A 23,583-nucleotide genomic window follows, 5' to 3' on the forward strand; every position below is an offset into this window, starting at 1 on the left:
GAACTGCCCCTAAGAGAGGGTCCACTCAGAAGCGGACACAAGTCCTCCGGCCCCCCCCCCCCTCCCCCCCCGCCCCGCTTCGTGCTGCTGCGGGTGCCTGGTTGAATCCCTGTCATGAGCATTGTGGTATGCCTGGCGTACCTGGTATACCACTTGCCATGACGTCTTGGACCGCATCGACAACCACCCCTTTGAACAGCACCGATGAGGCATATCTGCGCATCCGCGAGCAGTTGCTGTCGGGGGCCCTTCCTCCCGGAACTCAGCTGTCGGAACGGCAGTTGGGGGCAGAGCTGAGCATGAGCCGCACTCCGGTGCGGGAAGCGCTGACCCGGCTGGAGCGCGACGGCCTGGTGGTGCGCGGGCGGGGCGGCGCGGTCGTCGCGGGCCTGAGCGCCGCCGAGGTGCGGCACATCTACCAGTGCCGCGAGGTACTGGAGGGCCTGGCCGCGGAGCTGGCCGCGACCCGTTCACGCGATGGCGAACTGTCCCGGGTCCAGCTCACCGAGCTGACCGGGCGCGCGCAAGCGGTCGAGACGTCGTCGGCCGCCGGGGACCAGCGCGGCGCGTCGGCCGCGAATCTGCGGTTCCACCAGTGGATCTGCGAGCTGGCCGCGAACCCGTATCTGACCGACGCGCTGAACCGGCTGTGGGACCGGATCGAGGTGTCCAGCCTGAGCAACCTCACCTCCGACGCCGCGTGGAGCGACGAAGTTCACGACCACCACCAGGAGTTGTGCCGGACGATCACCACCGGCGACGCCCCGGCGGCAGCGGCCGCCGCCCGCCACCACATCCACCGTGCCGCCGAGGTCTACAGCGGCAGCCATCCCCAACCAGAGAGGTGACACATGAACTCCCTCATCGGCCTCAGCGGCCTCATCGACCTCAGCGTCGAGGTGACCGCCGGAACCCCTGGACCGCCGTCGACCAGCCTCACCCTGGAGCTGGAGGAGCACCACCGCGGCCCCGGCTTCTGGCAGGTGAGCACCGCGCGGGTGATGCCCATCCACCTCGGCACCCACATCGACACGCCACTGCACGTGTTCGAGGACGGCGGCACCACCAGCGACGTGGCCCTGCCGGACATCTGCGGCGAGGCCGCCCTGTTCGACCTGACCGGAACGGGTGCCTCGGAGCCGGTCACCGACGACGACCTGGCCAAGGCCGACCCGGGGCTGACGGCCGGCCAGGTCGCCGTGCTGCACACCGGATGGTCGGACCGGATGTGGGGCCACTTCCCCGACTACTACACGGCCTCCCCGTGGCTGGCCGAGTCGGCCGCGCACTGGCTCGTGTCCCGGCGCCCGCGCGCGGTGGTCTTCGACTTCTTCGAAGAGGAATGCGCGCGCAACCACGACTTCACCTCCGAGGAGTTCGTGGTGCACCGGATCCTGCTGGGCGCCGGGATCTACCTGGTGGAACACGCCACCAACCTCGGTGCGCTGGCGGACAAACGGGCCACCATCTATCCCGCCTTCACCCGGATCGGCAACATCGAGGGCGCCCCCGCCCGCCTGTTCGCCCGGACGGAGGACCACTGATGAGGCTCGCCACCGTTTCCCACCGCGGCGGGACCTCCGCCGCCCTGGTCAGCGGCGACACCGTGGCCCCCGTACGCGAGTTGCCCGGCCGCGACGACGCCACCGACGTCGCCGCGCTCATCGCCCGCCCCCTGACACCGGACGAGACCGCCGCCCTGCGCGACCGGGGCCGGTCCCTGGCCGACACGGTGTGGCTGCCACCACTGCCCCGGCCGCCGAAGAACATGCTGTGCGTGGGCAAGAACTACCGGGAACACGTCGAGGAAGGCGCCCGCGCCGAGGGCCTGACGACGGCCACGATGCCCGCCGAACCCATCTGGTTCACCAAGCCCCGCACCGCCCTGCTCGGCCACCGCGGCACCCTCGTCACCGATCCCGCCTTCACCCGGGCGCTGGACTACGAGGGCGAACTGATCCTGGTCATCGGCCGGACGGCCCGCCACCTCACCCGGGACAACGCGCTGGACTGCGTGTTCGGCTACACCATCGGCAACGACATCACCGCACGGGACGTCCAGCAGGGCAGGACCCAGTGGTTCACCGGCAAGAGCGCCGACGGCTACGCCCCGCTCGGCCCCTGGGTCGTCACCGCCGACGCCCTCCCCGACCCGCAGGACCTGCGTATCCGCACCCGCGTCAACGGAACCCTGCGGCAGGACGACACCACGGCGAACATGCTCTTCGGCCTGGCCGACCTGCTGGCCGACCTCACCCGGTCCCTCACCCTGGAACCCGGCGACCTCGTCGCCACCGGCACGCCCCAGGGCGTCGCCTGGGGCATGGCCGAGCCCGTCTTCCTCCGGCCCGGCGACACCGTCGAGGTCGAGATCGAGCACCTGGGCACCCTCAGCACCACCATCGCCGCTCCCGCCGCCGCGCGGCCGGACAGCCGATGGCAGACCCCCGAGGGAGTCTCCGCACCAGGCGGCACACCACGTTAGGACGGTCCTCATGGCAACCATCGCCGCCAGCGCCTTCACCCCGCATCGCCGGCACACCACGAAGCTGACGATGTTCGGCGTCCTCCTCACGGCCTACATCGTCAACGCCATGGACCGTCAAGTCTTCCCCGTCCTGCTCCCCAACGTCCGCTCCGAGTACGGCTTCAGCCCCGCGGACGCGGGCCTGCAGTCCACCATCTTCGCCCTGGGCATGGGCCTGTTCGGCATACCTTCGGGCTACCTCATCACCCGCATCCGCCGCCGGACCCTGCTGCTGGTCGGCACCCTCGTGTTCTCCGCGGCCACGCTCCTGACCACCGTCTCCATCGGGTTCTGGGACATGCTCGCCTGGCGGACCCTGTCCGGCGTCGGCGAGGCGATGCAGCTCACCGCGCTGCTGGCCATCGCCGCGACCGCGTTCCACAAGTACCGCAGCACGGCCGTCGGAACCGTCAACGTGGCCTTCGGCGCCGGGGCGTTGATCGGCCCCGCCATCGGCGGACACCTGCTGGCCACCTACGCCACCTGGCGCGTCCCGATGGTCCTCTTCGGCCTCCTCGGGGTCCTCGCCGCACTCGTGGTCCTGGCCACCGTCCGCTGCTGGTTCACCGAGATACGCGAACGGTCCGGCACCGAGCCCCAGCACACCGGCGGCGCCACACGCCTGCTGAACCGCAACACCGTCACTCTCGCCCTGGCCACCGTGGCGGGAGGGCTGATCGAGTTCGCCTACATCGGCGTATACCCGACGTTCCTGCGGGACCAGCTCGGCTACAGCCCCGGACAGGCCGGACTCGCGGTCGGCCTGGCCGGTCTGGCCGCCATGTTCTCCAGCCTCGGCGGCTTCCTCGGCGACCGGTACGACGCACGTCTGGTCCTCGGCGGCTGCTTCCTGTTCAGCGCCGCCGCCGCGGCCGCCCTCTTCGCGGGCCCGGCCGCACTGTGGTGGCAGTCGGCCTGGTCCTTCGTCCTCGGCGCGGCCTTCAGCGCGGGCGCCTTCGTGAACCTCGCCGGGTACCTCATCATCTCCGTACGCTCCGACCTCTCCGGCCGCGCCTCCGGGCTGTTCATCACCGCCATCTACATCCCGGCCGCGTTCGCGGGCTACCTCCTCAGCCAGCTGGCCTGGCACACCGGCTGGCGGACGGCCGGTCTGCTGCAGCTCTCCGCGCTATCCCTCCTTGCCGGGCTGCTGTGCGCCTTCGGCCTGCGGCCGGAGAGATTCAGCCGCCCCACCGCCGCCACCACACCGCCCGACCGGACACCGAGAGAACACTCCCACCCCGAACGAGGAGTCTGACCATGACCAGGCAATTCATCACCGCCGGAGCCGACCCCGACGAGATGCCCTTCTCCCCCGCCATCGCCACCGAAGGGGGACGGAGCATATGGCTGTCCGGCGCGACCACGTACCCACTGGTCCACAAGCACCCGCACGACGAGGAAGAACTGCGTGTCCCTGACAGCGTCGCCGATCAGACCAGAGCCTGTCTGACGAACCTGCGCACGGCGCTCGAAGCCGCCGGAGGGACGATCACCGACATCGTCGAGGTCACCATCTACAACACCGACATGACCACTCAGGACGAGGTCAACGCGGTCTACACGGAATTCTTCGGCGCCCACCGGCCCACCCGGACCCACATCGGCGTCAACGCGCTGGTCGGCCCCGATCTGAAGATCGAGATCAGCGCCCACGCCGTGCTCGCCACCTGACGCACCGGCGCGGTCCGCCGACCGGTGGCACGTACCGCTGTGAGGTCCTGTGACGGTCCCGCTTACCCTGACGTGACTCGTATTCTTCGATGATCTGTTCGGTCGAGCGGCGTGACAGGAGTGCACCATGGCCACCTCCACCGATGTGGAGCCTCGCCCCGAGGCCCCTGCGGGCGGGCGTCTGCGGGCCTGGCTGCTGGAGGGCCTGTCCGATATGGCCAAGCAGCAGCCCGGACCGCATGCCCAGGTTCCCGAGGGGCACCGGGGCCAGCGGTGGTGGCGGGTGATGTGCCTGACCGGCGTGGACTACTTCTCCACCCTCGGCTACCAGCCCGGCATCGCCGCCCTCGCCGCCGGGCTGCTGTCGCCGATCGCCACCCTCGTGCTGGTGGCCGTGACCCTGGCCGGGGCGCTTCCGGTGTACCGGCGGGTGGCCAAGGAGAGCCCGCATGGCGAGGGGTCGATCGCGATGCTGGAGCGGCTGCTGTCGTTCTGGAAGGGCAAGCTGTTCGTCCTGACGCTGCTGGGGTTCGCGGCCACCGACTTCCTGATCACCATCACCCTCTCGGCCGCCGACGCCTCCACCCACCTCGTGGAGAACCCGCACTTCACCAGCGTGCTGCACGGCCACGAGGTGATCATCACGCTGGGGCTGGTCGCCCTCCTCGGGGCCGTCTTCCTCAAGGGCTTCATGGAGGCCATCGGGGTGGCCGTGGTGCTCGTGGGCGGCTACCTGGCGCTGAACGTGGTCGTCGTGGCCGTCGGGCTGTGGCACGTGGCCACCGCGTCGCATGTGATCACCGACTGGTCGCAGGCGCTGACCGCGCAGCACAGCAATCCGCTGGTCATGGTCGGCCTCGCGCTCGTGGTGTTCCCCAAGCTCGCGCTCGGCCTGTCCGGATTCGAGACCGGCGTGGCCGTCATGCCCCATGTGGAGGGCGGCCCCGGCGACACCGAGGAGCGGCCCACCGGACGGATCCGGGACACCAGGAAGCTGCTCACCACGGCCGCCGTGATCATGAGCGCCTTCCTGATCACCACGAGCTTCATCACGACCGTGCTCATCCCGCAGGACGAGTTCAAGGCCGGTGGCCCGGCCAACGGACGCGCGCTCGCCTACCTGGCGCACCAGTACCTGGGCTCCCTCTTCGGCAGCGTCTACGACGCCGCGACCATCGGCATCCTGTGGTTCGCGGGCGCCTCGGCCATGGCCGGACTGCTCAACCTCATGCCCCGCTATCTCCCCCGCTACGGCATGGCCCCGCACTGGGCCCGCGCCGTGCGTCCCATGGTGCTCGTCTTCACCCTGATCGCCTTCCTGGTCACCTGGATCTTCGACGCCGACGTGGACGCCCAGGGCGGCGCGTACGCCACCGGCGTGCTGGTCCTGATGACCTCCGCCGCCGTCGCCGTCACCATCGCCGCCCGCCGCGCCGGGCAGCGGGGCTGGACCATCGGCTTCGGCGTGATCTCCGTGGTCTTCGTCTACACCACGGCCGTCAACGTCGTGGAACGCCCCGACGGTGTGAAGATCGGCGCCTGCTTCATCGGCGGCATCATCGCGGTGTCCCTGCTGTCCCGGCTCGCCCGCGCCTTCGAGCTACGGGTCACCGACATGGACCTGGACAACCTGGCCGAGCGCTTCGTCCGCGACTCCGCCACCCGCCGCATACGGTTCATCGCCAACGAGCCCGACCACCGGGACCCGGCCGAATACCGCGACAAGATCCAGCAGATCCGGGCCGACAACGACATCCCGGACGAGGAGGATCTGATCTTCGTCGAGGTCACCGTCCGCGACCCCTCCGACTTCGAGTCGGCGGTACGGGTGCGGGGCGAGGTGCTGCACGGCCGCTACCGCGTCCTGACCCTCGACGGCTCCAGCATCCCCAACTCCCTGGCCGCGCTGCTGCTGCACGTACGGGATGTGACCGGGTGCAGGCCGCACATCTACTTCGAGTGGACCGAGGGCAGCCCCTTCGCCCAGTTCCTGCGGTTCTTCCTGTTCGGCCAGGGAGAGGTCGCCCCGGTCACCCGCGAAGTGCTGCGCGAGGCCGAACCCGACCGCGCCCGGCGCCCCCACGTCCACGTCGGCTGAGCGCCGGGATCCGTCAAAGGCGCTCACCAGTTGGCGGGTTCCGCCAGGCTGTACGAGCTGGCGATGCGTGCCTGGTCGTGGAAGACGGAGAGCTCCCGGGGCCCGGCGGGCAGATTCTCGCGCCAGCCGGTGCAGTAGATGCCGGATGACCAGCGGACCGTTTGGGACGTCTTGGGCAGCACGGGGACCCCGGTCTTGCTGTACACCTTCGCGCCGTTGACCCAGATCTCGATGGCGCCGTCGGTCGCGTGGAACTTCAGGCGTGTGACGATCCGGATCCATGTGCCGCGCAGATTCGTGACCTTGGCGAGGTTCGCGCTGAAGCCACCGGAGCCGCCGATGCGCAGGTCGTCGTTCTGGATGAACATCAGCTCCCACGGGCCCTCGGGATCCTCGGGCGACCACTGCTGGAACGTCACGTTCTGGTTGTGGAACTGCCAGGTGGGGGCTACGTAGACGGCCTGGCCGTAGTAGCGGTCCTGGCCGACGGCCTGGGTGGACGCCTGAATGGTCTCGGAGTGGTAGCCGCCGCCCTCGTCGATGTAGGTCTGCTTGGCCTCGATGGCGTTGCCGCCCTTGTAGGCGGGGGTGGTCACGTTGCGGATGACGCCTTGCTTCTGGGGCTTCTGGGGATAGTTGGACCAGCCCTGGACAGTGCCCTCGTCCTGGAAGTACACCCCGGCGGGCAATGCCTGGGCTCTCGTCTCGACGCGTGTACCGGCTTCGGCGGACCCGCCGGTCAGGGCGAAGCCCGCGGCCACCGCGACAGCGCATACGGCGTGGAGCCATTTCCGAATTGGCTTCTTTAACATCCGATCACTTCCCTCCGAACCGCGAAACTAGGGAAGTAATCCTCATTAGTCCAGACCTCTGGAGCAGAAAGGTCCGATGAATGATTCAGGGCCTGCCATGTACGGAGACGGCGTACTTCCCGTCCGTGTAGGGGTCGCGGGACCAGGTCGCGTACCTGGCTTCGACGGTGAGCCCCGCCGCGCGGCAGTGCGCGTCGTAGTCGTCCAGCGTGTAACCGCGGTCCAGGGCGAAACCCGCGATGAGACGGCCCGCCGGACGCACATGGGCCGCCACCCCGGCCACCAGAGCCGCTTCCGTTCCCGGCGGGGTGAACAGGGGGACGTTGCCCGCCAGCACCACGACATCGAACGACAGCCCCAGATCGAGCTTGCTCAGATCCTGCTGGTGCCAGCGGATCTCCGGGGCCAGCCGCCGGGCGGTGGCGAGCATCGACTCGTCGATGTCCACGCCCGCCACGTCGATCCCGTGACGGGCCAGCTCGATGGCCACCCGCCCGGTGCCGCACCCCGCGTCGAGGACCGTGGCGGGCCGGAAGGAGCGGACCAGCGCGGCTTCGCCGTGGATGTCCCCACCCCCGGCGGCGATGCGGTCGAACCGGGACTGATACTCGTCGCCGTTCCACGTCATGCGGCCAGAGTGCCACATGCCTCCGACCCGGCTCGGCCCCTCCCCTCGACGGCCGCTTGGCACACTATTTCAGAGCGCGGACCGGGAGGTGGTGTGAGCCGTCCGGCCCCGGGTCAACGGCTGGTGATCCGTCCGTGGCCGGGCGAAAAGGCCGTCTTGCCCGGTGCATGCCAATGGTGCGAAACTTCGGAAACCAATGCCTGTCCGCGAGCCGTTCGGCGAAGCGGGCACGACCCACGCTCAGCCGGCTGGTCCCGACAGCAAGCGACAGCAAGGGAGTGGCGTGTTAGGCGCACCGAGGTTCAGGCATGTGTCCATGGCGGCGACGGCGGCCGTCCTCGCGCTCCTTCTCCCCGCATGCGGCGGCGACGGCCAACCGGGCGGAAGCGGCCCCGCCGCCTCCGCGTCGCTCGACCCCGAGGCGGACTTGTCCAAGCAGCGGCTCACCGTCTCGAACTGGGACGGCTATATGCCGAAGGACCTTCCCGCCCGGTTCAAGGCGGCCGTCGGCACACCCATGACCGTCGCCAAGCACAGCACCAACGAGGAGATCGTCGCCAAGCTGACCGCCTCCGCCGACAGCGGCATCGACGTGGCGTTCGTATCGGGCCAGTACGCGCAGGCGCTCGCGGCGCAGGGGCTGCTCGAACCCATCCACCACGATCTGGTCCCGCACCTGAAGAACCTGGACCCGCTCGCCGCCCGGCTCGCCCATGACAAGGGCAACGTCTATTCCGTCCCGTACACCTGGGGCACCACCGGGCTCTGCTACCGCAAGGACCTCCTCGGCTACACCCCCGACAGCTGGAACGACCTGCTGAAGCCGCGCGCCGCGGCCAAGGGCAAGGCCACCATGCTGAAGACCGAACGCTGGCTCTTCCTCCCCGCGCAGAAGGCGCTCGGCTACTCGGTGAACACCACCGACAAGCAACAGCTCGCCCGGGTCAAGAAGTCGCTGCTCACCGCGAAGGACGGGCTCCTCGCCTACGACGACACCACGTTCGGCGACCGGCTCATCTCCGGGGAGGCCGTGCTGGCGGAGGCATGGGACGGCTGGTGCCCGACCGACGACAAGAGGATCGGCTTCGTCGTCCCCAAGGAGGGCAGCGACCTCTGGACCGACACGATGGTCATCCTCAAGTCGTCGAAGAACAAGGAGGCGGCGCACGCCTTCATCGACTACGTCCTCGACGCGAAGACGCACTCCTGGGTCGCCTCGAACATCTTCTACAAGGTCCCCAACACCGCCGCCATGGCCGAACTCGACCCGGCCCTGCTGAAGCGCTACCCCGCACTCGCCATGACCCCCGGGCAACTGGTCAAGGGGGAGTCCGTCGTCGACCTCGGGAACGACGCGGCGGCGTACACCCAGATCGTCACGGAAGTCACCGCGGGCTGATGGCCCGTCGGGGGAAGGCGGCGGCAGGACCACGCGTGCGGGCCCGGCTCGTCCTGCTCGGCCCGGGCCTGTCCTACCTGGCCGTGCTGCTCGTGCTGCCGCTGGCCCTGCTGATCGGCTATACGGCCTTCCGGCGGGGCCGCTTCGGCGGGATCGCGTACGAGGACGGACGTACCGGCGAGAATTTCGCGCGGCTCGCCGACCCCCTCTACGCAGGCGTCCTCACCGACTCGCTGCGCATCGCCGCCGTCACCACGCTGCTCGCGCTCCTCCTCGGCTACCCGACCGCGTACGCGATCAGCCGACTGCCCGGCAGCTGGCGCACGGTCGCCCTGGTCCTGGTCGTGCTGCCGTTCTGGACCAACTTCCTGATCCGTACGTACGCCTGGATCGTGCTGCTGTCCGGCCAGGGCGTGGTCAACTCGGCCCTCACCGGCATCGGGGTGATCGACCGGCCGCTGAAACTCCTCTACACGGAACCCGCCGTGGTCCTCGGCCTGCTCTACGCCTATCTCCCGCTGATGGTGCTGCCGCTGTACTCGGCGATCGAGCGGGTCGACCCCCGGCTGTGTGAGGCCTCGGCCGATCTGGGCGCCCGCCCGGCCCGCACGTACTGGAGCGTGACCCTCCCGCACACCCTGCCCGGCGTGCTGACCGGCTGCCTCTTCGTCTTCGTGCCCAGCCTCGGCAACTTCGTCGTCCCCGAACTGCTGGGCGGCGGGCACACGGTCATGGTCGGCAACCTGATCAGGGACCAGTTCCTCACCGCACGGGACTGGCCATTCGGCTCGGTGCTCGCCCTCTCCCTCCTGGCGTTCCTGGTCCTGCTGCTGATGGCGCAAGCCTGGGCCGGGCGACGGCTGGGCGGCCGCTGATGCGCCGGGCGATGCTCCTCCCCCTGTGGCTGACGTACGCGTTCCTCTACACGCCCGTCGTGGTGCTCGTGGTGATGTCCTTCAACCGCTCGGCCAGCCCCTACCGGTGGTCCGGGTTCAGCACCGCCTGGTACGGCACCCTCGCCGGCGACGGCGAGGTCCTGCGGGGCCTGGCCAACACGCTGATCGTGGCCGCGGGCGCGACCGCCCTGTCCACCGTGCTGGGCACCCTGCTCGCCGTGGGGCTCGCCCGCCACGCGAGCCGGTCGCGGCTGCTGCCCGCCCTGTCGGTGCTGCCCGCCGTCCTGCCGGACATCGTGCTCGCGATCGGCCTCCTCGCCCTCTACTCGCTGGTCTCGGCCACCCTTGGCCTGCACTCGGTGCTGCTCGCCCACACCGTCTTCGGCCTCGCCTTCGTCACGGCCGTCGTGCGCACCCGGATCGCCCATGTCGACCCCGCCCTGGAGGAAGCCTCGCGCGACCTCGGCGCGGGAGAGGTCACCACGTTCCTCCGCATCACCCTGCCGACCCTCGCCCCCGGCATCGTGGCGGGCGCGCTGCTGACGTTCACGCTCTCGCTCGACGAGTTCGTCATCGCCTTCTTCACCGCGGGACCGAAGGATCCCACCCTGCCGATCGTCATCTACTCGATGATCAGGTTCGGCGTGACCCCGGAGATCAACGCGCTCGCCACCCTGCTGCTCGCGGTCAGCTTCACCGTGGTGATCGCCGCCCAGCGCGTCAGCCGGCTGACGGAGGCGCTGTGATCCGTATCCATGCCGTCACCCGGCGGTTCGGCGAGATCACCGCCCTGGACGGGGTGAGCCTGGAGATCGCGGAGGGCGAGTTCTTCGCCCTGCTCGGCCCGAGCGGCTGTGGGAAGACGACCCTGCTGCGCGTCCTCGCCGGGTTCGAGGCCCCGGACAGCGGCACGGTCACGCTGGACGGCCGTGACCTGCTGGGCGTGCCCGCGCACCGGCGGCCGGTCAACCTCATGTTCCAGTCGTACGCGCTGTTCCCGCACATGAACGTGGAGAAGAACATCGCGTACGGGCTGGCGCGGGAAGGACTCCCCCGGGCGGAGATCGGCGAGCGGGTCGCGGCCGTACTCGAAACCGTCGGGCTGACCGCGCAGGCCCGCAGACGGCCGCAGCAGCTGTCCGGCGGGCAGCGGCAGCGGGTCGCCCTGGCCCGTGCCATCGTCAAACGCCCGCGGGTGCTGCTGCTCGACGAGCCGCTGTCGGCGCTCGACAAGCAGGTCCGCGCCGAAATGCAGTTGGAGCTCAAGCGCCTCCAGCACCAGGTGGGCATCACCTTCCTCGTCGTCACCCACGACCAGGAGGAGGCCATGTCGCTCGCCGACCGGATCGCCGTCCTGGACGCCGGGCGCGTCCAGCAGGTCGACACCCCCGTCGAGCTGTACCGGCACCCTCGGGGCCGGTTCGTCGCGGGCTTCGTCGGCGCCAACAACGTCTTCTCCGGGCGGCTGCTGCCCTCCGGCGGACTCGATGTACCCGGCGTCGGCGTCCTGCCCGCCCCGGCCGGGAACGCGGCCGGGCTGGTCGGCGTACGCCCGGAGGACATCCGGCTCGCCGCCGGGGACGCGGACGCTTCGGTGCCCGGCACGGTGGTGGACGTCAGTTACTTCGGCGGCTCCTCAAGGATCGCGGTCACGGTCGCCGGTCTGGACCGGCCGGTCCTGCTGACCGTTCCGGGCCCGGCCACGGTGGTCTCGGGGGCCCGCGTCGCGCTGTCGTGGGACCCGGAGAGCGCGGTACTGATCGAGACGACGGGAGACACCCCTTGAGCGGACCCCTGACCATCCTCTTCGCGCCGGAGAGCGCCTACGGTCCCACCAACAACTGCATAGGAATTGGGGACGTGTTACGCCGCCGCGGCCACCGCGTGGTGTTCGCGGCGGAGGCGTCCTGGAAGGGCAGGCTCGCCCCGCTCGGCTTCGAAGAGGAGCTGGTCGACCTGGCCCCGCCGCCCGAAACGCCCCAGGAGGCGGGCCAGTTCTGGAAGGACTTCGTACGGGACACCGCCCCCGAGTTCCAGAAGCCCACCATCGAACAGCTGGGCACCTGGGTCAGGCCGGTCTGGGAGGAGCTGATCGCCGGTGCCCGGTACTGCGAACCCCAGCTCAGGGGAATCGTCGGCCGGGTCCGGCCGGACGTGATCGTCGAGGACAACGTCGTCTGCTTCCCCGCGCTGACCACGGCGGACGTGCCCTTCGTACGGATCGTCTCCTGCAACCCGCTGGAGGTGAAGGGCGAGCACGTTCCCCCGCCCTTCTCCGGGTACCCGGCCGGTGACCGCGCGGGCTGGGCCGAGTTCCGTGCCGCGTACGACCGCACGCACCGCGAGGTCTGGGCCGAGTTCAACGCCTGGGTCGTGGACCAGGGCGCGAGACCGCTGCCCGACCTGGAGTTCATCCACGACGGCGAGCTGAACCTGTACCTCTGCCCGGAGATCGCCGACTACGCCGAAGCGCGCCCGCTGAAGCCTTCCTGGCACCGGCTTGACTCCTCGGTCCGCGAGACCGACGAGGAGTTCACCCTGCCGCCGGAGTCGGCCGAACGGCCCGAGGGCAGCGCGCTGATCTACTTCAGCCTGGGCTCCCTCGGCTCCGCCGACGTCGGCCTCATGCGCCGGATCATCGCCTCCCTGGCGCGCACCCCGCACCGCTACATCGTCTCCAAGGGGCCGCTGCACGACGAGATCGAGCTGCCGCCCACCATGTGGGGCGCGGAGTTCCTCCCGCAGACGCGGATCCTCCCGCTCGTCGACCTCGTGATCACCCACGGCGGCAACAACACGACCACCGAGAGCCTCCACTTCGGCAAGCCCATGGTCGTGCTCCCGCTGTTCTGGGACCAGTACGACAACGCCCAGCGGGTCGCCGAACTCGGCTACGGCGTCCGCCTCGATCCGTACCGCTTCACCGACTCCCAACTCCACGGCGCCCTGGCGGAGTTGCTCGGGGACACCCGCCTGCGGCACACGCTGGCGGAAGCCTCCACGACCATCCGGGCCCGCGACGGGCTGCGCACCGCCGCCGACCTCATCGAGCGGCAGGGCCACGGCCACCGGCATGAAAGGTACGGAACATGAGACTGCCCTTACGGCTCGGCCTCGGCGTCGCCGTCCTCGCGTTGCTCTCCGCCTGCGCGGACGGGCCCTCGTCGTCCTCCGGCGGCGGCCCGGGCGCCCGGGCCACGCTCCGGCTCGCCGTCCCCTCGGCCGTGTTCGCCCCCAAGGAAGAGGTCGCCACCTACGCGGTGGGCGACGCCGAGGGTTATCTGGCCGAGGAGAAGCTGAAGGTCGACGTGCTCAACACCGACGGGTCGGTGGCAGCCGTCCAGGCCGTCGCCTCGGGCAGCGCCGACATCGCTCCGGCCGACGCGGGGGCCATCCTCGCCGCACGCGAGAAGGGCGTCCCGGTGAAGGCCATCGGGGGCCTGGTACGGAACTGGCCGTGGCGCATGGCCGTCCGGCCCGGCAGTGCGGTCCGGAACCCGGCCGACCTCAAGGGCAAGAAGATCGGGGTCATCAGCCTCGCCTCCGGCTCGGCGCCCTACGCCCGCGCGTACGCGAGCGACGCCGGACTGGACGCGGCCAAGGACGTCGACCTGCTGCCGGTCGGCGTGGGCGCACAGGCCCTGGCCGCCCTGGAGAACGGCAAGGTCGACGTGCTCGCCCTGTACACCCAGGCGTACACCACCCTCGAGAACACGGGCACCGAGCTGCGCTATCTCGACAACTCCGACGCGTTCGACGGCATCCGCTCCCTGACCTACGCGGTGACCGAGAAGACGTTGAAGGAGAAGAAGGACGTGCTGACGCGCTACCTGCGCGCCTCCTACAAGGCACTGCTCTTCTCCGCCGTCAGCCCCGAGGCCGCGATGCGCGACGGCTACCGGGCCTTCCCCCAGCTGCTGACGGGCAAGAAGGCCGACGACCGCGTCGCCGACGACACCAGGACCCTCAAGGCGTGGATCGAGACCGCGGTCCCCGCCACCGGTGAGCCCGAGAGCTTCGGGGACTGGGGGGCGATCAGCGACGTGGAGTGGGACAAGACGGTGGCCTACACCAGGACCGCCGGGCAGATCACCGGGGACGTCCCGCTCCCGGAGCTGTGGGACGGCGGCCTGCTCAGGGGCGCGAACGACTTCGACCCGGCGCCCGTGATCGCGAAGGCGAAGGCCGCCGGGCAGCGCGGGAAGTGAGGAAGGGAGGCAAGGAGACCGTGGACGAGGACCGCTGGATCGAGGTCACCGGACTGCACAAGACGTTCCGGCCGCGCAGGTCCGAGCCGACCCACGCGCTCTCGGACGTCACCTTCACGGTCCGACGCGGCGAGTTCCTGTCGGTCGTCGGCCCGTCGGGGTGCGGCAAGACCACCCTGCTCAAGATTCTCGCCGGGATCGTCGCCGGGAGCCGGGGAACGGTCCGCGTCGCCGGCCGCGACGTGACGGGGCCGCTGCCCGAGGTGGGCATGGTCTTCCAGACGCCCACCCTGCTGCCCTGGCGCACCGTGCTGCAGAACGTGATGGTGCCCGTGGAGGTGCGGAAGCTCGACGCCTCGGTGTACCGGGAGCGGGCCGAGCGGCTGCTCGCGATGGTCGGCCTCGACGGCTTCGAGGGCAGCCACCCGCATGAGCTGAGCGGCGGGATGCAGCAGCGCGCCGGAATCTGCCGGGCGCTGGTGCACGACCCGGCCGTGCTGCTGATGGACGAGCCCTTCGGCGCGCTCGACGCCCTGACCCGCGAGTCGATGAACGTCGAGTTGCTGAGGATCTGGCGGGCGAGCGGCCAGACCGTCGTGTTCGTCACCCACTCCATCCCCGAGGCGGTCTTCCTCTCCGACCGGGTCGTGGTGCTCAGCCCCCGCCCCGGCCGTATAGCCGAGATCGTCGACATCGGGCTCGAACGCCCGCGCACGCTCGGCGCGATGGCCTCGGACCGGGCCGGAGTCTTCGTGGAGCGGATCCGCGGGCATTTCCACGCCACCGGGGTGATCGACTCATGAAGCGGCCCCGCGAACGGCCCCGCGAACGGCTCCGCGTGGACCTGCGGGAGCGCCCCGAACTGCTGCTCGTTCCCGCCGTCTTCGTCGTCACGATGCTGGCCTGGGAGTTCACGGTCCCCGCCTTCGGTATCGACGACTACGTAGTGCCGCGACCCTCGCAGATCCTCGATGCCCTCCGCACGCAGCTGGCGGACCCGTTGTTCTGGGGGCATCTGAAGGTGACGGTCCTGGAGTCGCTCTACGGGTTTCTGCTCGGAGTGGCGGCGGCGCTGGTGCTGGGCACCGCGATCTCCCAGGTGCGGCTGATCGAGCGCACCTTCATGCCGTACGTCGTCGCCTTCCAGACGGTGCCCAAGGTGGCGCTCGCGCCGCTGTTCGTCGTCTGGTTCGGCTTCGGCATGACGAGCAAGGTCGTCATGGCGGCGGTGATCTCGTTCTTCCCCGTGCTGGTCAACGTCATCGAGGGGCTGCGCTCGGCCGACGCCGACCGGGTCCAGATGCTCACGGTGTTCGGCGCGAGCAGGTTCCAGGTGTTCCGGATGGTGCGGCTGCCGAGCGCGCTCCCCTTCCTCTTCGCCGGACTGGACATCGGGATCGTCTTCTCGATCCTCGGCGCCGTCGTCGGGGAGTTCATCGGCGCGAAGGAGGGCCTGGGATACCTCCTGCTGCAGACCAACTACAACTTCGACATCGCCGGGATGTTCGCCGTGCTGGTGGTGCTCTCCGCACTGGGGCTGATCGCCCACTTCCTCATTCAATTCGCCCGGAAGCGGCTCGTCTTCTGGGCCGAGGAGAACCGGACGACCGGCGCCTGACACGCCCCGCGAGGCGCGTCACGCGGCCGGTGCGGGCGGCAGGTGGACGGTCATGATCAGGTGGCAGGTCCCGGTGCCGCCACCGCGGTAGGTGTGCGGGGCGTCGCCGTCGAAGGTGGCGGTCTGTCCCGCGTCGACCGGGTACTCGACGCCGTCGACGACCAGGATCATCCGGCCGACGGTGACGCTGAGGGTTTCGACGACTCCGGCCTGGTGGGGGTGGCTGGGGTACTCCTCGCCCGGTTCCAGGCGCCAGCGCCAGACCTCGGTGGCCGCCGGACCGGCGGTCGTCAGCATGAGCCGGGCCTCGCCCCCGCCCTCCCCCTTCCACAGCGGCATGACGGCATCGGCGGACACGACCCGGACGCGGTCCTCGGGCCGTCCTTCCAGCAGGGCGGAGACGGAGACGCCGAGGGTGTCGGCGAGGCGGACCAGGGTGGCGAAGTTCGGGTTGCCCTGGGCCTTCTCCAGCCCGACCAGGGCGCCCTTGCTGACCTTGGCGCGTCGGCCGAGTTCGTCCAGGGACAGCCCGGCCCGGGTGCGGGCCGCCCTGACGTTGTGCGCGAGTGTCCGCAGGGCCGCTTCTGCCTCGGCCATCCGATTCCTCTCCTCGCAAGTGGACCAGTTCGCTGCACCGCGTGGTCGTTCGGTTGACGACCCCTGGTCGTTCCGTTGTACGGTTCGGTCGTTCCACTACATGATAAGGGATGTACGTACCGTGATCGCTCTGCTGCTGGCCCTGGGCAGCTCCCTGGCCTACGGGTGTGCCGACTTCCTCGGCGGCCTCGGCGCCCGCAAGGCCCATGTCCTGCGGACCGTCATGATCGCCGCCCCGGCCTCCCTGGTGGTCGAGCTGCTGCTGTGGCCGTTCCTCGGTGCCTCGTTCAGCGCGCGGACGCTGGCCTGGGGCGCCGCCTCCGGCATCGCCTCGGCCGCCGCGTTCGCCCTGCTCTACCGCACCCTGGCGATCGGGCCGATGAACGTGCTCTCGCCCGTCACCGCCTTGGTGTCCGCCATGCTTCCGGTCGGCGTCGGGCTGGCCCAGGGCGAGCACCTGGGGCCGGCCGGGCTGCTGGGCCTGCCGCTGGCGCTGGCGGCGGTGGTGCTGGTCAGCGCCGGAGGCGGCGCGAAGACGGCACGCCCCTCGCGTACGGCGCTGCTGCTGGGCATCGGCGCGGGCGCCGCCATCGCCCTCCAGCTGATCTTTCTGCACCAGGCGCCCGCCGACAGCGGTGTCGGCCCGCTGATCACCGGCCGGGCCGTCTCCTCCGCCGTCACCCTGGGCGCGGCCGCCCTGCTGCACCGCGGGCTCGGCCCCGACAGGCCCGCGTACGCGATGTCGGCCGGCGCCGGTGTGCTGGACTCGGTGGCGAACCTGCTGTTCCTGCTCGCCGCCCGCAGCGGTGACCTCGCCGTCGTCGCCGTGGTCATCGCCCTCTATCCGGTCGGCACCGTCCTGCTCGCCCGCGGCGTGCTCGCCGAACGCATCCACCGCGGCCAGCTCGTCGGGCTCGGCACCGCCGCCGTCGCCGTCAGCCTCCTGGCGCTCACCTGACCCATTCCGCCGTCTGCCGCCGCACCGGCCACGCGCCGCCGCACCGACCGCGCAAGGAGCACCGCATGTTCATCCAGCCCTGGGACGCCGCCCTGGACGACGCCGAATGGCAGACCTGGATCGCCGACGGCCATGACTTCGGCCAGCTCAGCGTCAACGGCTCGGCCGGGCAGGCGCCCATCGTCGTGCCCACCCACTTCACCGTCGAGGGCACCAGCCTGCTGATCCACCTCGCCCGCCCGAACCCGGTCTGGAAGACACTCGAAGCCGACCCGAACGTCACTTTCACCGTCATCGGCGACTACGCCTTCATCCCCGGCACCTGGCGCGCCAAGGCCGATGTCCCGCCCACCGACGGCGTGCCCACCAGCTATTACGCGGCCGTGCGGTTCACCTGCCGGGCCACGGTCATCGACGACCCCGAGGCCAAGGCAGAGCTGCTGCGCCGCCAGCTGGCCCACTTCCAGCCCGAAGGCGACCACGCCCCCATCGACCCCGGTCAGCCGCCCTACGGGCGGATGCTGCCCGGCATCCGCGGCCTGCGCCTTGATGTCACCGAGGTGCGGGCGAAGTTCAAGTACGACGACCACAAGCCCGTCGAGCAGCGCACCGGCATCGCCGACCGGCTCACCGAACGCGGCCAGGGACTGGACGTGCCCACCGCGCGCCAGCAGCTGCGCCGCCTGGACCGCATGGGCCCCTTCACCCCCTGACCCCTCCCCCTCCCGAGGAACGGAGCCTTCCCTCATGACCGCCTTCCGCATCAGCCCCGCCGTCGCCGACGCCTTCCCCGACACCCTCATCGCCCTGGTCACCGCCACCGGGCTGCGCGGCCACGAAGAGTGGCCCGGCACCTCCGCCGCCCTGCGGGACCTGGAACAGCGGCTCGCCGACGGCACCTGGCAGCCCGCCGACGAGAGCGACCCCCGCATCGGGACATGGCACAGCGCCTACCGCTCCTTCGGCACCAACCCCCGCCGCATCCGCCCCAGCGTCGATGCCCTCGGCCGCCGCATGGCCAAGAAGGGCACCCTGCCGCGCATCTCCCCCGCCGTCGACTCCTACAACGCCGTCTCCGTCCGCCACGCCCTGCCCGCCGGTGCCTTCGACCTCGACCACGTCACCGGCGACGTCAGCATCCACTACGCCGACGGCGGCGAGACCTTCACCCCGCTCGGCGAACCCGACACCACCGAGAACCCCAAGCCCGGTGAGATCGTCTACTCCGACACCACCGACGTCCTGACCCGCCACTGGAACCACCGCGACGCCCACCGCACCCGCGTCACCGAGGGCTCCACCCACGTCGCCTTCATCCTCGAAACCCTCGACGCCGCCCGGGACGGCCACCACCTCAAGACCGCCGCCCACGACCTCCAGAACCTCCTCGCCCCGCACGCCAGCGAGACCCGAGTGCACTACCTCACCCCGCAACAGCCCCAGGCCGTAGTCTGACCCCGTCCTGGCGGGGCAACATCGGATCACCAGCCGAACGAGGACCGGTGGCGGGTCCTCAACGACCCGGCGGGGCACCCTTTCTGCCTGGTCAGGAGCTGATGGACGCCACCGGTTGGGTCGGCCGCCCCGACCTGCCGGACGGTCTAGGAACGCCGCCGCCCCGTCCTGGCGAAGACCGTCCCGATCCCCGCGCTCAGCAGCCCGATCCCACCGAAGATCAGCGGCAGCAGCCACAGCGAGGCGAAGCCATTGATGCGCGCGTCGTCGGGGGAATCGGCGTGGTAGAGGACCTCGACCCGCTCACCCTGCTCGTAGGACGGCGGATTGGAACCCGTCGAGCTCCGGAACGTCCTCGGCGCGCCGCCCGACGGCGTGAACTCGACCACCGGGTACGCCGTGGGCTCGTCGTCCTGCCCGTTCTTCTTGCGGGAGGCGCCGCTGTCGTCCTTCTCCCACTCCAGGCTCACCACCGTGCCCTGGGCGCGGTCCGCATCCGCCAGGAACGAGACCGACACTCCTGCCAGGATCAACCCGGTGACCAAGAACACCGTCCCGAAAGCGATCGCCCCGAAGGCGATCCACCCATGGGCACCCCGTCCACGCACCTGAAACCGCACGGCTCCCCCTTTTTTCACTTGCTGCCGTGGGAGAGACGCTATCCCAGCGCCTGTTTCGCGTGACCGGTGGGACCTCAGTCCTTGACGGCCTCCACGATCTGCCGGGCGGCCTGGGCGGGTGTGAGGTGCGTGGTGTCGACGACCTCGGCCTCGTTGTGGAGCCATGTGCGCGCCGCCTCGGCGTACGGCTCGAGGTACTTGAGACGGAACGGGGAGTCGGGTCCGAGAACGGTGTCGCCCGCGATGCGCCCGCGGAGGGTGTCCTGGTCGGCGTGAAGGACGAAGTGCCGTACCGGGATGCCATGTTGGGCGAGGCCCGTGCTGATCTCGCGCCAGTACTGCTCGACCAGGACGGTCATGGGCACCACCAGGGTGCCGCCGGTGTAGTCGAGTACGCGGCGGGCGGTCTCGACGACGAGCGGCCGCCACGGCGGCCAGTGCTGGAAGTTGTCCGTCACGGGCAGCCCTGGCGTGATGTCCATGAGCGTCTCGCCGACCTTCTCGGCGTCGAACACCCGTGAATCCGGGATCAGTGGCTGCGCGAGCGCACTGGTCGTCGTCTTGCCCGCACCGTGGGTGCCGTTGAGCCATACGATCATGGGAGCCCACGCTAGCGCCGCGCGGCCGCCTTTGTCCGGTTCATTCGCCGCCGGAGGCGGCATCCCCGGTTCGTGCGGCGGCCGCCGCTTCCAGCAGGGGCCAGCCGTCGAACTCCACCGCCCGCCGCTCCGGCTGCCACCCGCGGGCCGACGCCGCGTCGAGCAGGGCCCGGACGGCACCCGGTTCGTGCAGGTTCAGAGAGCCGCCCCGGACGTACCCCACGTCCCCGGAGCCCAGGGGGAACCCGCCCGGGACGTACCGGCCCGGGCCCTCGGCGAAGACGATGCGCAGCGGGCCGCCGGTGCCGGGCGGCTGCGGGTACAGCGTGAGGGTCTGACGGCAGTCCGCGGCCCGGCCGCTGTCCAGCACACGGTGGCTGTGGCGCAGCGTCCACAGGTACGCCCGCCCGTCGGCGACCAAGCGGCGGGGCTTCTTCGGATGGCGGGACACGGAAACGAGGGTACGGCTTCGGTGTCCGGCGGGAGCGGGGTGGCCGGGATGACCGGTCCCGCTCAGCAGAGCCAGCTTGGCGGCGGACTCGCTGCCCGGCGCGGCGGTGCAGAGGACGACGTGGAGATCGCTGTCGGGCACGCCGAGGACATCGCAGTCGAGGGTGAGCGGCCCGACATCGGGGTGATGGACACTTTTGGTGTCCATCGTGTGGCTGCCGACCGCGTGGGAGTCCCACAGGCGGGAGAACCGGTCGCTGGCGGCCCTGAGGGCGGCGATCAGCGACCGCAGCTCCGCGTCGGCGGGGTACCGGGCCCCGGCTCCCCGCAGGTCGGCGACCGCCGCCGCCTCGAAGCGGGCCTCCTGCTCGGGGGTGTGCCGCACCCGGTGCGGCCCTCCCGTGAAGTGGCGCCACAGGACATTGCGTTCGCGCTCGGGCCAGCCGGACGGGTCGCCGTGGAGCGCCGCGTACAGCGGGTTCCAGACGATCAGCGTCCACGCCGCGTCGTACACGCCCACCGGGCCGGTCAGCTGGTCCAGCAGCCGCCGTACGCCGGGGGTGAGCCGGGCCGTCATCCGGCCCGCGTCGGGCGGCACTTGCCCGGCCCGCCGGAACAGATGGCGGCGTTCGGGCTCCGACAGCCGCAGCGCCCGGGCGAGGGCGGTCACGACCTGCGCCGACGGCGCGGTGGCCCGCCACTGCTCCAGGCGGACCACGTAGTCGACGGACACCCCGGCGAGCAACGCCACCTCCTCGCGGCGCAGCCCCGGGGTGCGACGGACGCGCCCCGCGGGGAGGCCGACCGCCGCCGGGTCCAGCCTGTCCCGGAAGCGGCGCAGCGCCGCGCCGAGTCCGTCGTCCGGGCCATCGCTCATCGCCCCCGTATCCGCCGGTCGTCGGACGGGGCGAGCCGATGGCGGAACGGCTGTTCCGGGCGTACTTCACCGACGGCCTGCGCCTCTCCGACCGCCCCACGCTGACCCGGCTCGCCGCCGAGACCGGCGTCGTGATGGACGACACCGGAGCGGACGAGCCGCACGCCGCACTCGACCGCGTACGCACCCCCGGCGTCGACGCCGACTCGATCCCCGTCTTCCGCTTCCGCGACGGCACCGTCCTCCGGGGGGGGAACAGCCCGAGGAGGCGTACACGGCCGCGCTCGCGCGTACGTACGTGTGACGGGCACCCCGGCAGCGAAAGCCGGGCGGCCACCGGCGGGCTCCTCAGCGGGCGGTGTATCCGCCGTCCGCGTAGACCTCCGAGCCGGTCATGAAGGTGGAGTCGTCGCTGATCAGGAAGGCGACGACGGCCGCGATCTCCTCCCCGCGGCCCAGCCTGCCGATCGGGGTGCCCGCCAGCATGGCTTCGTGGCGGGCCGTTCCCTCGTACCTTTCGAGCAGCTGCCGGGTCCCGATGAATCCGGGGTGCAGGGAGTTGACGCGGACACCGGAGTCCGCCCAATGCAGCGCCGCGTTCTTGGTGAGCGTGCGCACGGCCCCCTTCGCCGCGTGGTAGGCCGCGCTGTTCCCCATGCCGCCCACCGTGCCGAGTATCGAGGAGACGTTGACGATCGATCCGCCTCCCGAGGCGGCGATGAGCGGGCCGAGGTGCTTCATGCCGAGCCAGACCCCGGTGGAACCGATCGACATGACCGCCTCCCAGCGCTCGACCGTCTCGTCCTCGACCGTGGCGATGCTGCCGATGGCCGCGTTGTTGACCAACCCGTCCAGTCGGCCGTATTCACGCCGGACGAAGCTCGCCACGTCGGTCCACTGCGACTCCTCGGCCACGTCGAGCCGCGCCGTCACATGCCGTCCCGGCGTGCCGTCCAGCTCGGCGGCGAGGGCGCCGCACGCCTGCTCGTCGAGGTCGGTGAGCACAAGGTGGGCGCCCTCCTCGGCGAGCCTGGCGGCGGCGGCCGCGCCCAGTCCCCCGGTGGCGCCGGTCACGCACACGACCTTGTCCCTGATGCGTTCATCCACCGCTGGCACAGCACACCTCATTCATCGGGTCAGCCGAGGCTGACGAGCGTCTTTCCAGCCGTCCGGCCGGCGATCATCTCCGTCAGCGCGTGGGGAGCCGACTCCAGGCCCGCGAAAACGGTCTCGCGGTATTCCAGCGCGCCGCCGCGAAGCCACCCGGTCATCCGGCGCCGCATCTGCCCCATGAGGGGCAGATTGCTGCTCCCGCGGAATCCGCGAAGGGTCAGGTCCTTGGACACCGCGAGGAACAGGTTCCGCGGCCCGGCCGGGCCGGACTCGTACTCCGAGACGGAGCCGCACATCGCCACGCGGCCGCCCCTCCTCAGGTGTGCCAGGGCGGCTTCGAGGTGGGTCCCTCCGACCGAGTCGAAGTAGACGTCGATTCCCTCGGGCGCGAGGTCGCCCAGCCTTGCCCCGATATCCCCCGCCCGGTAGTTGAAGGCGTCGGCGCCCAGGCGGTCGCGCAGCCAGTCGACCTTGTCGTCGGTGCCCGCGCTGGCCACGACCCGATTGCCCACGAGCCGCGCGATCTGCACGGCCAGGCTGCCCACCGCCCCCGCGGCAGCCGAGACCCAGACCGTTTCCCCACCTCGCAGCGCGTCAACGACGTGCAGACCGGCGTAGGCCGTCAAGCCCATGCCGCCCAGCGGGCCGAGATACCACCGCGGCTCGCATCCATCGACGTCCAGGCGTGTCAGGGTGCCGAGTCCGCTGAGCTGCTCGGCGCCCGCGTCCACGACGGCGTACTCGCGCCAGCCCTGGGCGTGCGACACGACGTCACCCGGGGCAAAGCCCTCGGCCCGGGACTCGACCACCTCCCCCACCGTCATGATGCCGTCCATGGCGCGGCCGACAGGGAAGGCGGCGAAGTAGCCGGAGGGTGCGTCGGGACGCAGCCGCAGCCGAAGGCCGGGGTCCACCGATGTCCACGTGTTGCGTACGAGCACCTCCCCCGGCCCGGGCCGGGGCACCGGGACCTCGACCACCTCGAAGTCGTCCGGGCGGACGCCACCGGCCGGGTACGTCCTGACCCGGATCTCCCGTCCAGTCCGCATCACGC

Annotated in this window: 24 protein-coding genes and 2 pseudogenes; 18 read left to right on the forward strand and 8 right to left on the reverse strand. The window is 70.8% G+C overall.

Annotated elements, in window-relative coordinates; genetic code table 11:
• The first annotated feature begins 191 nt into the window (after positions 1–191).
• The 6 genes from ACZ59A_RS39020 (at position 192) to ACZ59A_RS39045 (ending at position 6,299) form a co-directional block, all read left to right on the forward strand.
• On the forward strand, positions 192–848 hold the full coding sequence (locus ACZ59A_RS39020) for a GntR family transcriptional regulator (protein ID WP_470969023.1): 657 nt from the start codon (positions 192–194) through the stop codon (positions 846–848).
• A 3-nt stretch (positions 849–851) separates the two neighbouring features.
• Positions 852–1,544 (forward strand): cyclase family protein, encoded by a 693-nt coding sequence (locus ACZ59A_RS39025; protein WP_470969025.1) that lies wholly within the window; start codon positions 852–854, stop codon positions 1,542–1,544.
• Positions 1,544–2,485, forward strand: coding sequence for a fumarylacetoacetate hydrolase family protein (locus ACZ59A_RS39030; protein WP_470969028.1), 942 nt, complete (start codon positions 1,544–1,546; stop codon positions 2,483–2,485). Before ACZ59A_RS39025 ends, ACZ59A_RS39030 begins: the two co-directional genes overlap by 1 nt.
• 10 nt (positions 2,486–2,495) lie before the next feature.
• Positions 2,496–3,785: an MFS transporter gene (locus ACZ59A_RS39035; RefSeq protein WP_470969031.1), complete on the forward strand. Its 1,290-nt coding sequence runs from the start codon at positions 2,496–2,498 to the stop codon at positions 3,783–3,785.
• Positions 3,786–3,787: 2 nt separating this feature from the next.
• Positions 3,788–4,201 (forward strand): RidA family protein, encoded by a 414-nt coding sequence (locus tag ACZ59A_RS39040; protein WP_470969033.1) that lies wholly within the window; start codon positions 3,788–3,790, stop codon positions 4,199–4,201.
• Positions 4,202–4,328: 127 nt separating this feature from the next.
• Complete coding sequence (locus ACZ59A_RS39045) at positions 4,329–6,299, forward strand: APC family permease (RefSeq protein ID WP_470969036.1); 1,971 nt, start codon at positions 4,329–4,331, stop codon at positions 6,297–6,299.
• A gap of 23 nt (positions 6,300–6,322) precedes the next feature.
• Here ACZ59A_RS39045 and ACZ59A_RS39050 read toward each other — a convergent pair whose 3' ends face one another.
• Together ACZ59A_RS39050 and ACZ59A_RS39055 are read right to left on the reverse strand one after the other, a co-directional pair.
• Positions 6,323–7,060 (reverse strand): heparin lyase I family protein, encoded by a 738-nt coding sequence (locus ACZ59A_RS39050; RefSeq protein WP_470969038.1) that lies wholly within the window; start codon positions 7,058–7,060, stop codon positions 6,323–6,325.
• Between the two features lie 136 nt (positions 7,061–7,196).
• Entirely contained in the window at positions 7,197–7,739 is a 543-nt protein-coding gene (locus ACZ59A_RS39055; protein ID WP_470969040.1) for a class I SAM-dependent methyltransferase, read from the reverse strand.
• A 316-nt stretch (positions 7,740–8,055) separates the two neighbouring features.
• On the opposite strand from ACZ59A_RS39055, the gene ACZ59A_RS39060 reads away from it, so the two are divergent.
• The 8 genes from ACZ59A_RS39060 to ACZ59A_RS39095 are packed head-to-tail and all read left to right on the forward strand — an operon-like array spanning position 8,056 to position 15,860.
• Positions 8,056–9,138, forward strand: coding sequence for a polyamine ABC transporter substrate-binding protein (locus ACZ59A_RS39060; RefSeq protein WP_470969043.1), 1,083 nt, complete (start codon positions 8,056–8,058; stop codon positions 9,136–9,138).
• Positions 9,139–9,173: 35 nt separating this feature from the next.
• A complete protein-coding gene (locus ACZ59A_RS39065; protein ID WP_470969045.1) occupies positions 9,174–10,013 on the forward strand; it encodes an ABC transporter permease in 840 nt (279 codons plus the stop codon).
• Between the two features lie 11 nt (positions 10,014–10,024).
• The gene (locus ACZ59A_RS39070) at positions 10,025–10,780 is read left to right on the forward strand and encodes an ABC transporter permease (RefSeq protein ID WP_470969048.1); all 756 of its coding nucleotides are present in this window, start codon (positions 10,025–10,027) and stop codon (positions 10,778–10,780) included.
• The gene (locus tag ACZ59A_RS39075; RefSeq protein ID WP_470969050.1) at positions 10,777–11,820 is read left to right on the forward strand and encodes an ABC transporter ATP-binding protein; all 1,044 of its coding nucleotides are present in this window, start codon (positions 10,777–10,779) and stop codon (positions 11,818–11,820) included. The genes ACZ59A_RS39070 and ACZ59A_RS39075 overlap by 4 nt, the downstream gene beginning before the upstream one ends.
• Entirely contained in the window at positions 11,817–13,127 is a 1,311-nt protein-coding gene (locus tag ACZ59A_RS39080; protein ID WP_470969053.1) for a glycosyltransferase, read from the forward strand. Before ACZ59A_RS39075 ends, ACZ59A_RS39080 begins: the two co-directional genes overlap by 4 nt.
• Positions 13,124–14,242: an ABC transporter substrate-binding protein gene (locus ACZ59A_RS39085; RefSeq protein ID WP_470969055.1), complete on the forward strand. Its 1,119-nt coding sequence runs from the start codon at positions 13,124–13,126 to the stop codon at positions 14,240–14,242. The genes ACZ59A_RS39080 and ACZ59A_RS39085 overlap by 4 nt, the downstream gene beginning before the upstream one ends.
• Before the next feature lie 20 nt (positions 14,243–14,262).
• Positions 14,263–15,045 carry an ABC transporter ATP-binding protein gene (locus ACZ59A_RS39090; protein ID WP_470969058.1) on the forward strand — a complete coding sequence of 261 codons (783 nt, stop codon included), beginning with the start codon at positions 14,263–14,265 and terminating at the stop codon, positions 15,043–15,045.
• Positions 15,042–15,860 carry an ABC transporter permease gene (locus tag ACZ59A_RS39095; RefSeq protein WP_470969060.1) on the forward strand — a complete coding sequence of 273 codons (819 nt, stop codon included), beginning with the start codon at positions 15,042–15,044 and terminating at the stop codon, positions 15,858–15,860. Before ACZ59A_RS39090 ends, ACZ59A_RS39095 begins: the two co-directional genes overlap by 4 nt.
• Positions 15,861–15,878: 18 nt before the next feature.
• Here the strand turns inward: ACZ59A_RS39095 and ACZ59A_RS39100 are convergent, their stop codons facing one another.
• The gene (locus tag ACZ59A_RS39100) at positions 15,879–16,457 is read right to left on the reverse strand and encodes a helix-turn-helix domain-containing protein (protein ID WP_470969064.1); all 579 of its coding nucleotides are present in this window, start codon (positions 16,455–16,457) and stop codon (positions 15,879–15,881) included.
• 121 nt (positions 16,458–16,578) lie between these two features.
• Here ACZ59A_RS39100 and ACZ59A_RS39105 point away from each other — a divergent pair, with 121 nt between their 5' ends.
• From ACZ59A_RS39105 to ACZ59A_RS39120, 4 genes and pseudogenes are all read left to right on the forward strand, one after another.
• Entirely contained in the window at positions 16,579–17,415 is an 837-nt protein-coding gene (locus ACZ59A_RS39105; protein ID WP_470969066.1) for an EamA family transporter, read from the forward strand.
• Between the two features lie 65 nt (positions 17,416–17,480).
• Complete coding sequence (locus ACZ59A_RS39110; RefSeq protein WP_470969068.1) at positions 17,481–18,128, forward strand: FMN-binding negative transcriptional regulator; 648 nt, start codon at positions 17,481–17,483, stop codon at positions 18,126–18,128.
• 34 nt (positions 18,129–18,162) lie between these two features.
• Entirely contained in the window at positions 18,163–18,870 is a 708-nt protein-coding gene (locus ACZ59A_RS39115) for a B3/B4 domain-containing protein (RefSeq protein WP_470969071.1), read from the forward strand.
• Between the two features lie 24 nt (positions 18,871–18,894).
• Positions 18,895–18,972 (forward strand): annotated as a pseudogene (locus tag ACZ59A_RS39120) (VOC family protein); the annotation flags it as partial.
• A 44-nt stretch (positions 18,973–19,016) separates the two neighbouring features.
• On the opposite strand, the gene ACZ59A_RS39125 reads toward ACZ59A_RS39120, so the two are convergent.
• The 5 genes and pseudogenes from ACZ59A_RS39125 to ACZ59A_RS39145 all read right to left on the reverse strand — a co-directional run bounded on the left by ACZ59A_RS39125 (position 19,017) and on the right by ACZ59A_RS39145 (position 23,578).
• Positions 19,017–19,388 (reverse strand): DUF3592 domain-containing protein, encoded by a 372-nt coding sequence (locus tag ACZ59A_RS39125; protein WP_470969073.1) that lies wholly within the window; start codon positions 19,386–19,388, stop codon positions 19,017–19,019.
• 176 nt (positions 19,389–19,564) lie between these two features.
• Complete coding sequence (locus ACZ59A_RS39130) at positions 19,565–20,089, reverse strand: AAA family ATPase (protein ID WP_470969075.1); 525 nt, start codon at positions 20,087–20,089, stop codon at positions 19,565–19,567.
• Between the two features lie 502 nt (positions 20,090–20,591).
• Positions 20,592–21,416, reverse strand: a pseudogene (locus ACZ59A_RS39135) (helix-turn-helix transcriptional regulator); the annotation flags it as partial.
• Positions 21,417–21,764: 348 nt separating this feature from the next.
• On the reverse strand, positions 21,765–22,523 hold the full coding sequence (locus ACZ59A_RS39140) for an SDR family NAD(P)-dependent oxidoreductase (RefSeq protein WP_470969078.1): 759 nt from the start codon (positions 22,521–22,523) through the stop codon (positions 21,765–21,767).
• Positions 22,524–22,552: 29 nt separating this feature from the next.
• Positions 22,553–23,578, reverse strand: coding sequence for an NADP-dependent oxidoreductase (locus ACZ59A_RS39145; RefSeq protein WP_470969080.1), 1,026 nt, complete (start codon positions 23,576–23,578; stop codon positions 22,553–22,555).
• Between the last annotated feature and the right edge of the window lie 5 nt (positions 23,579–23,583).

Source organism: Streptomyces sp. NPDC040405 (genome assembly GCF_055595765.1).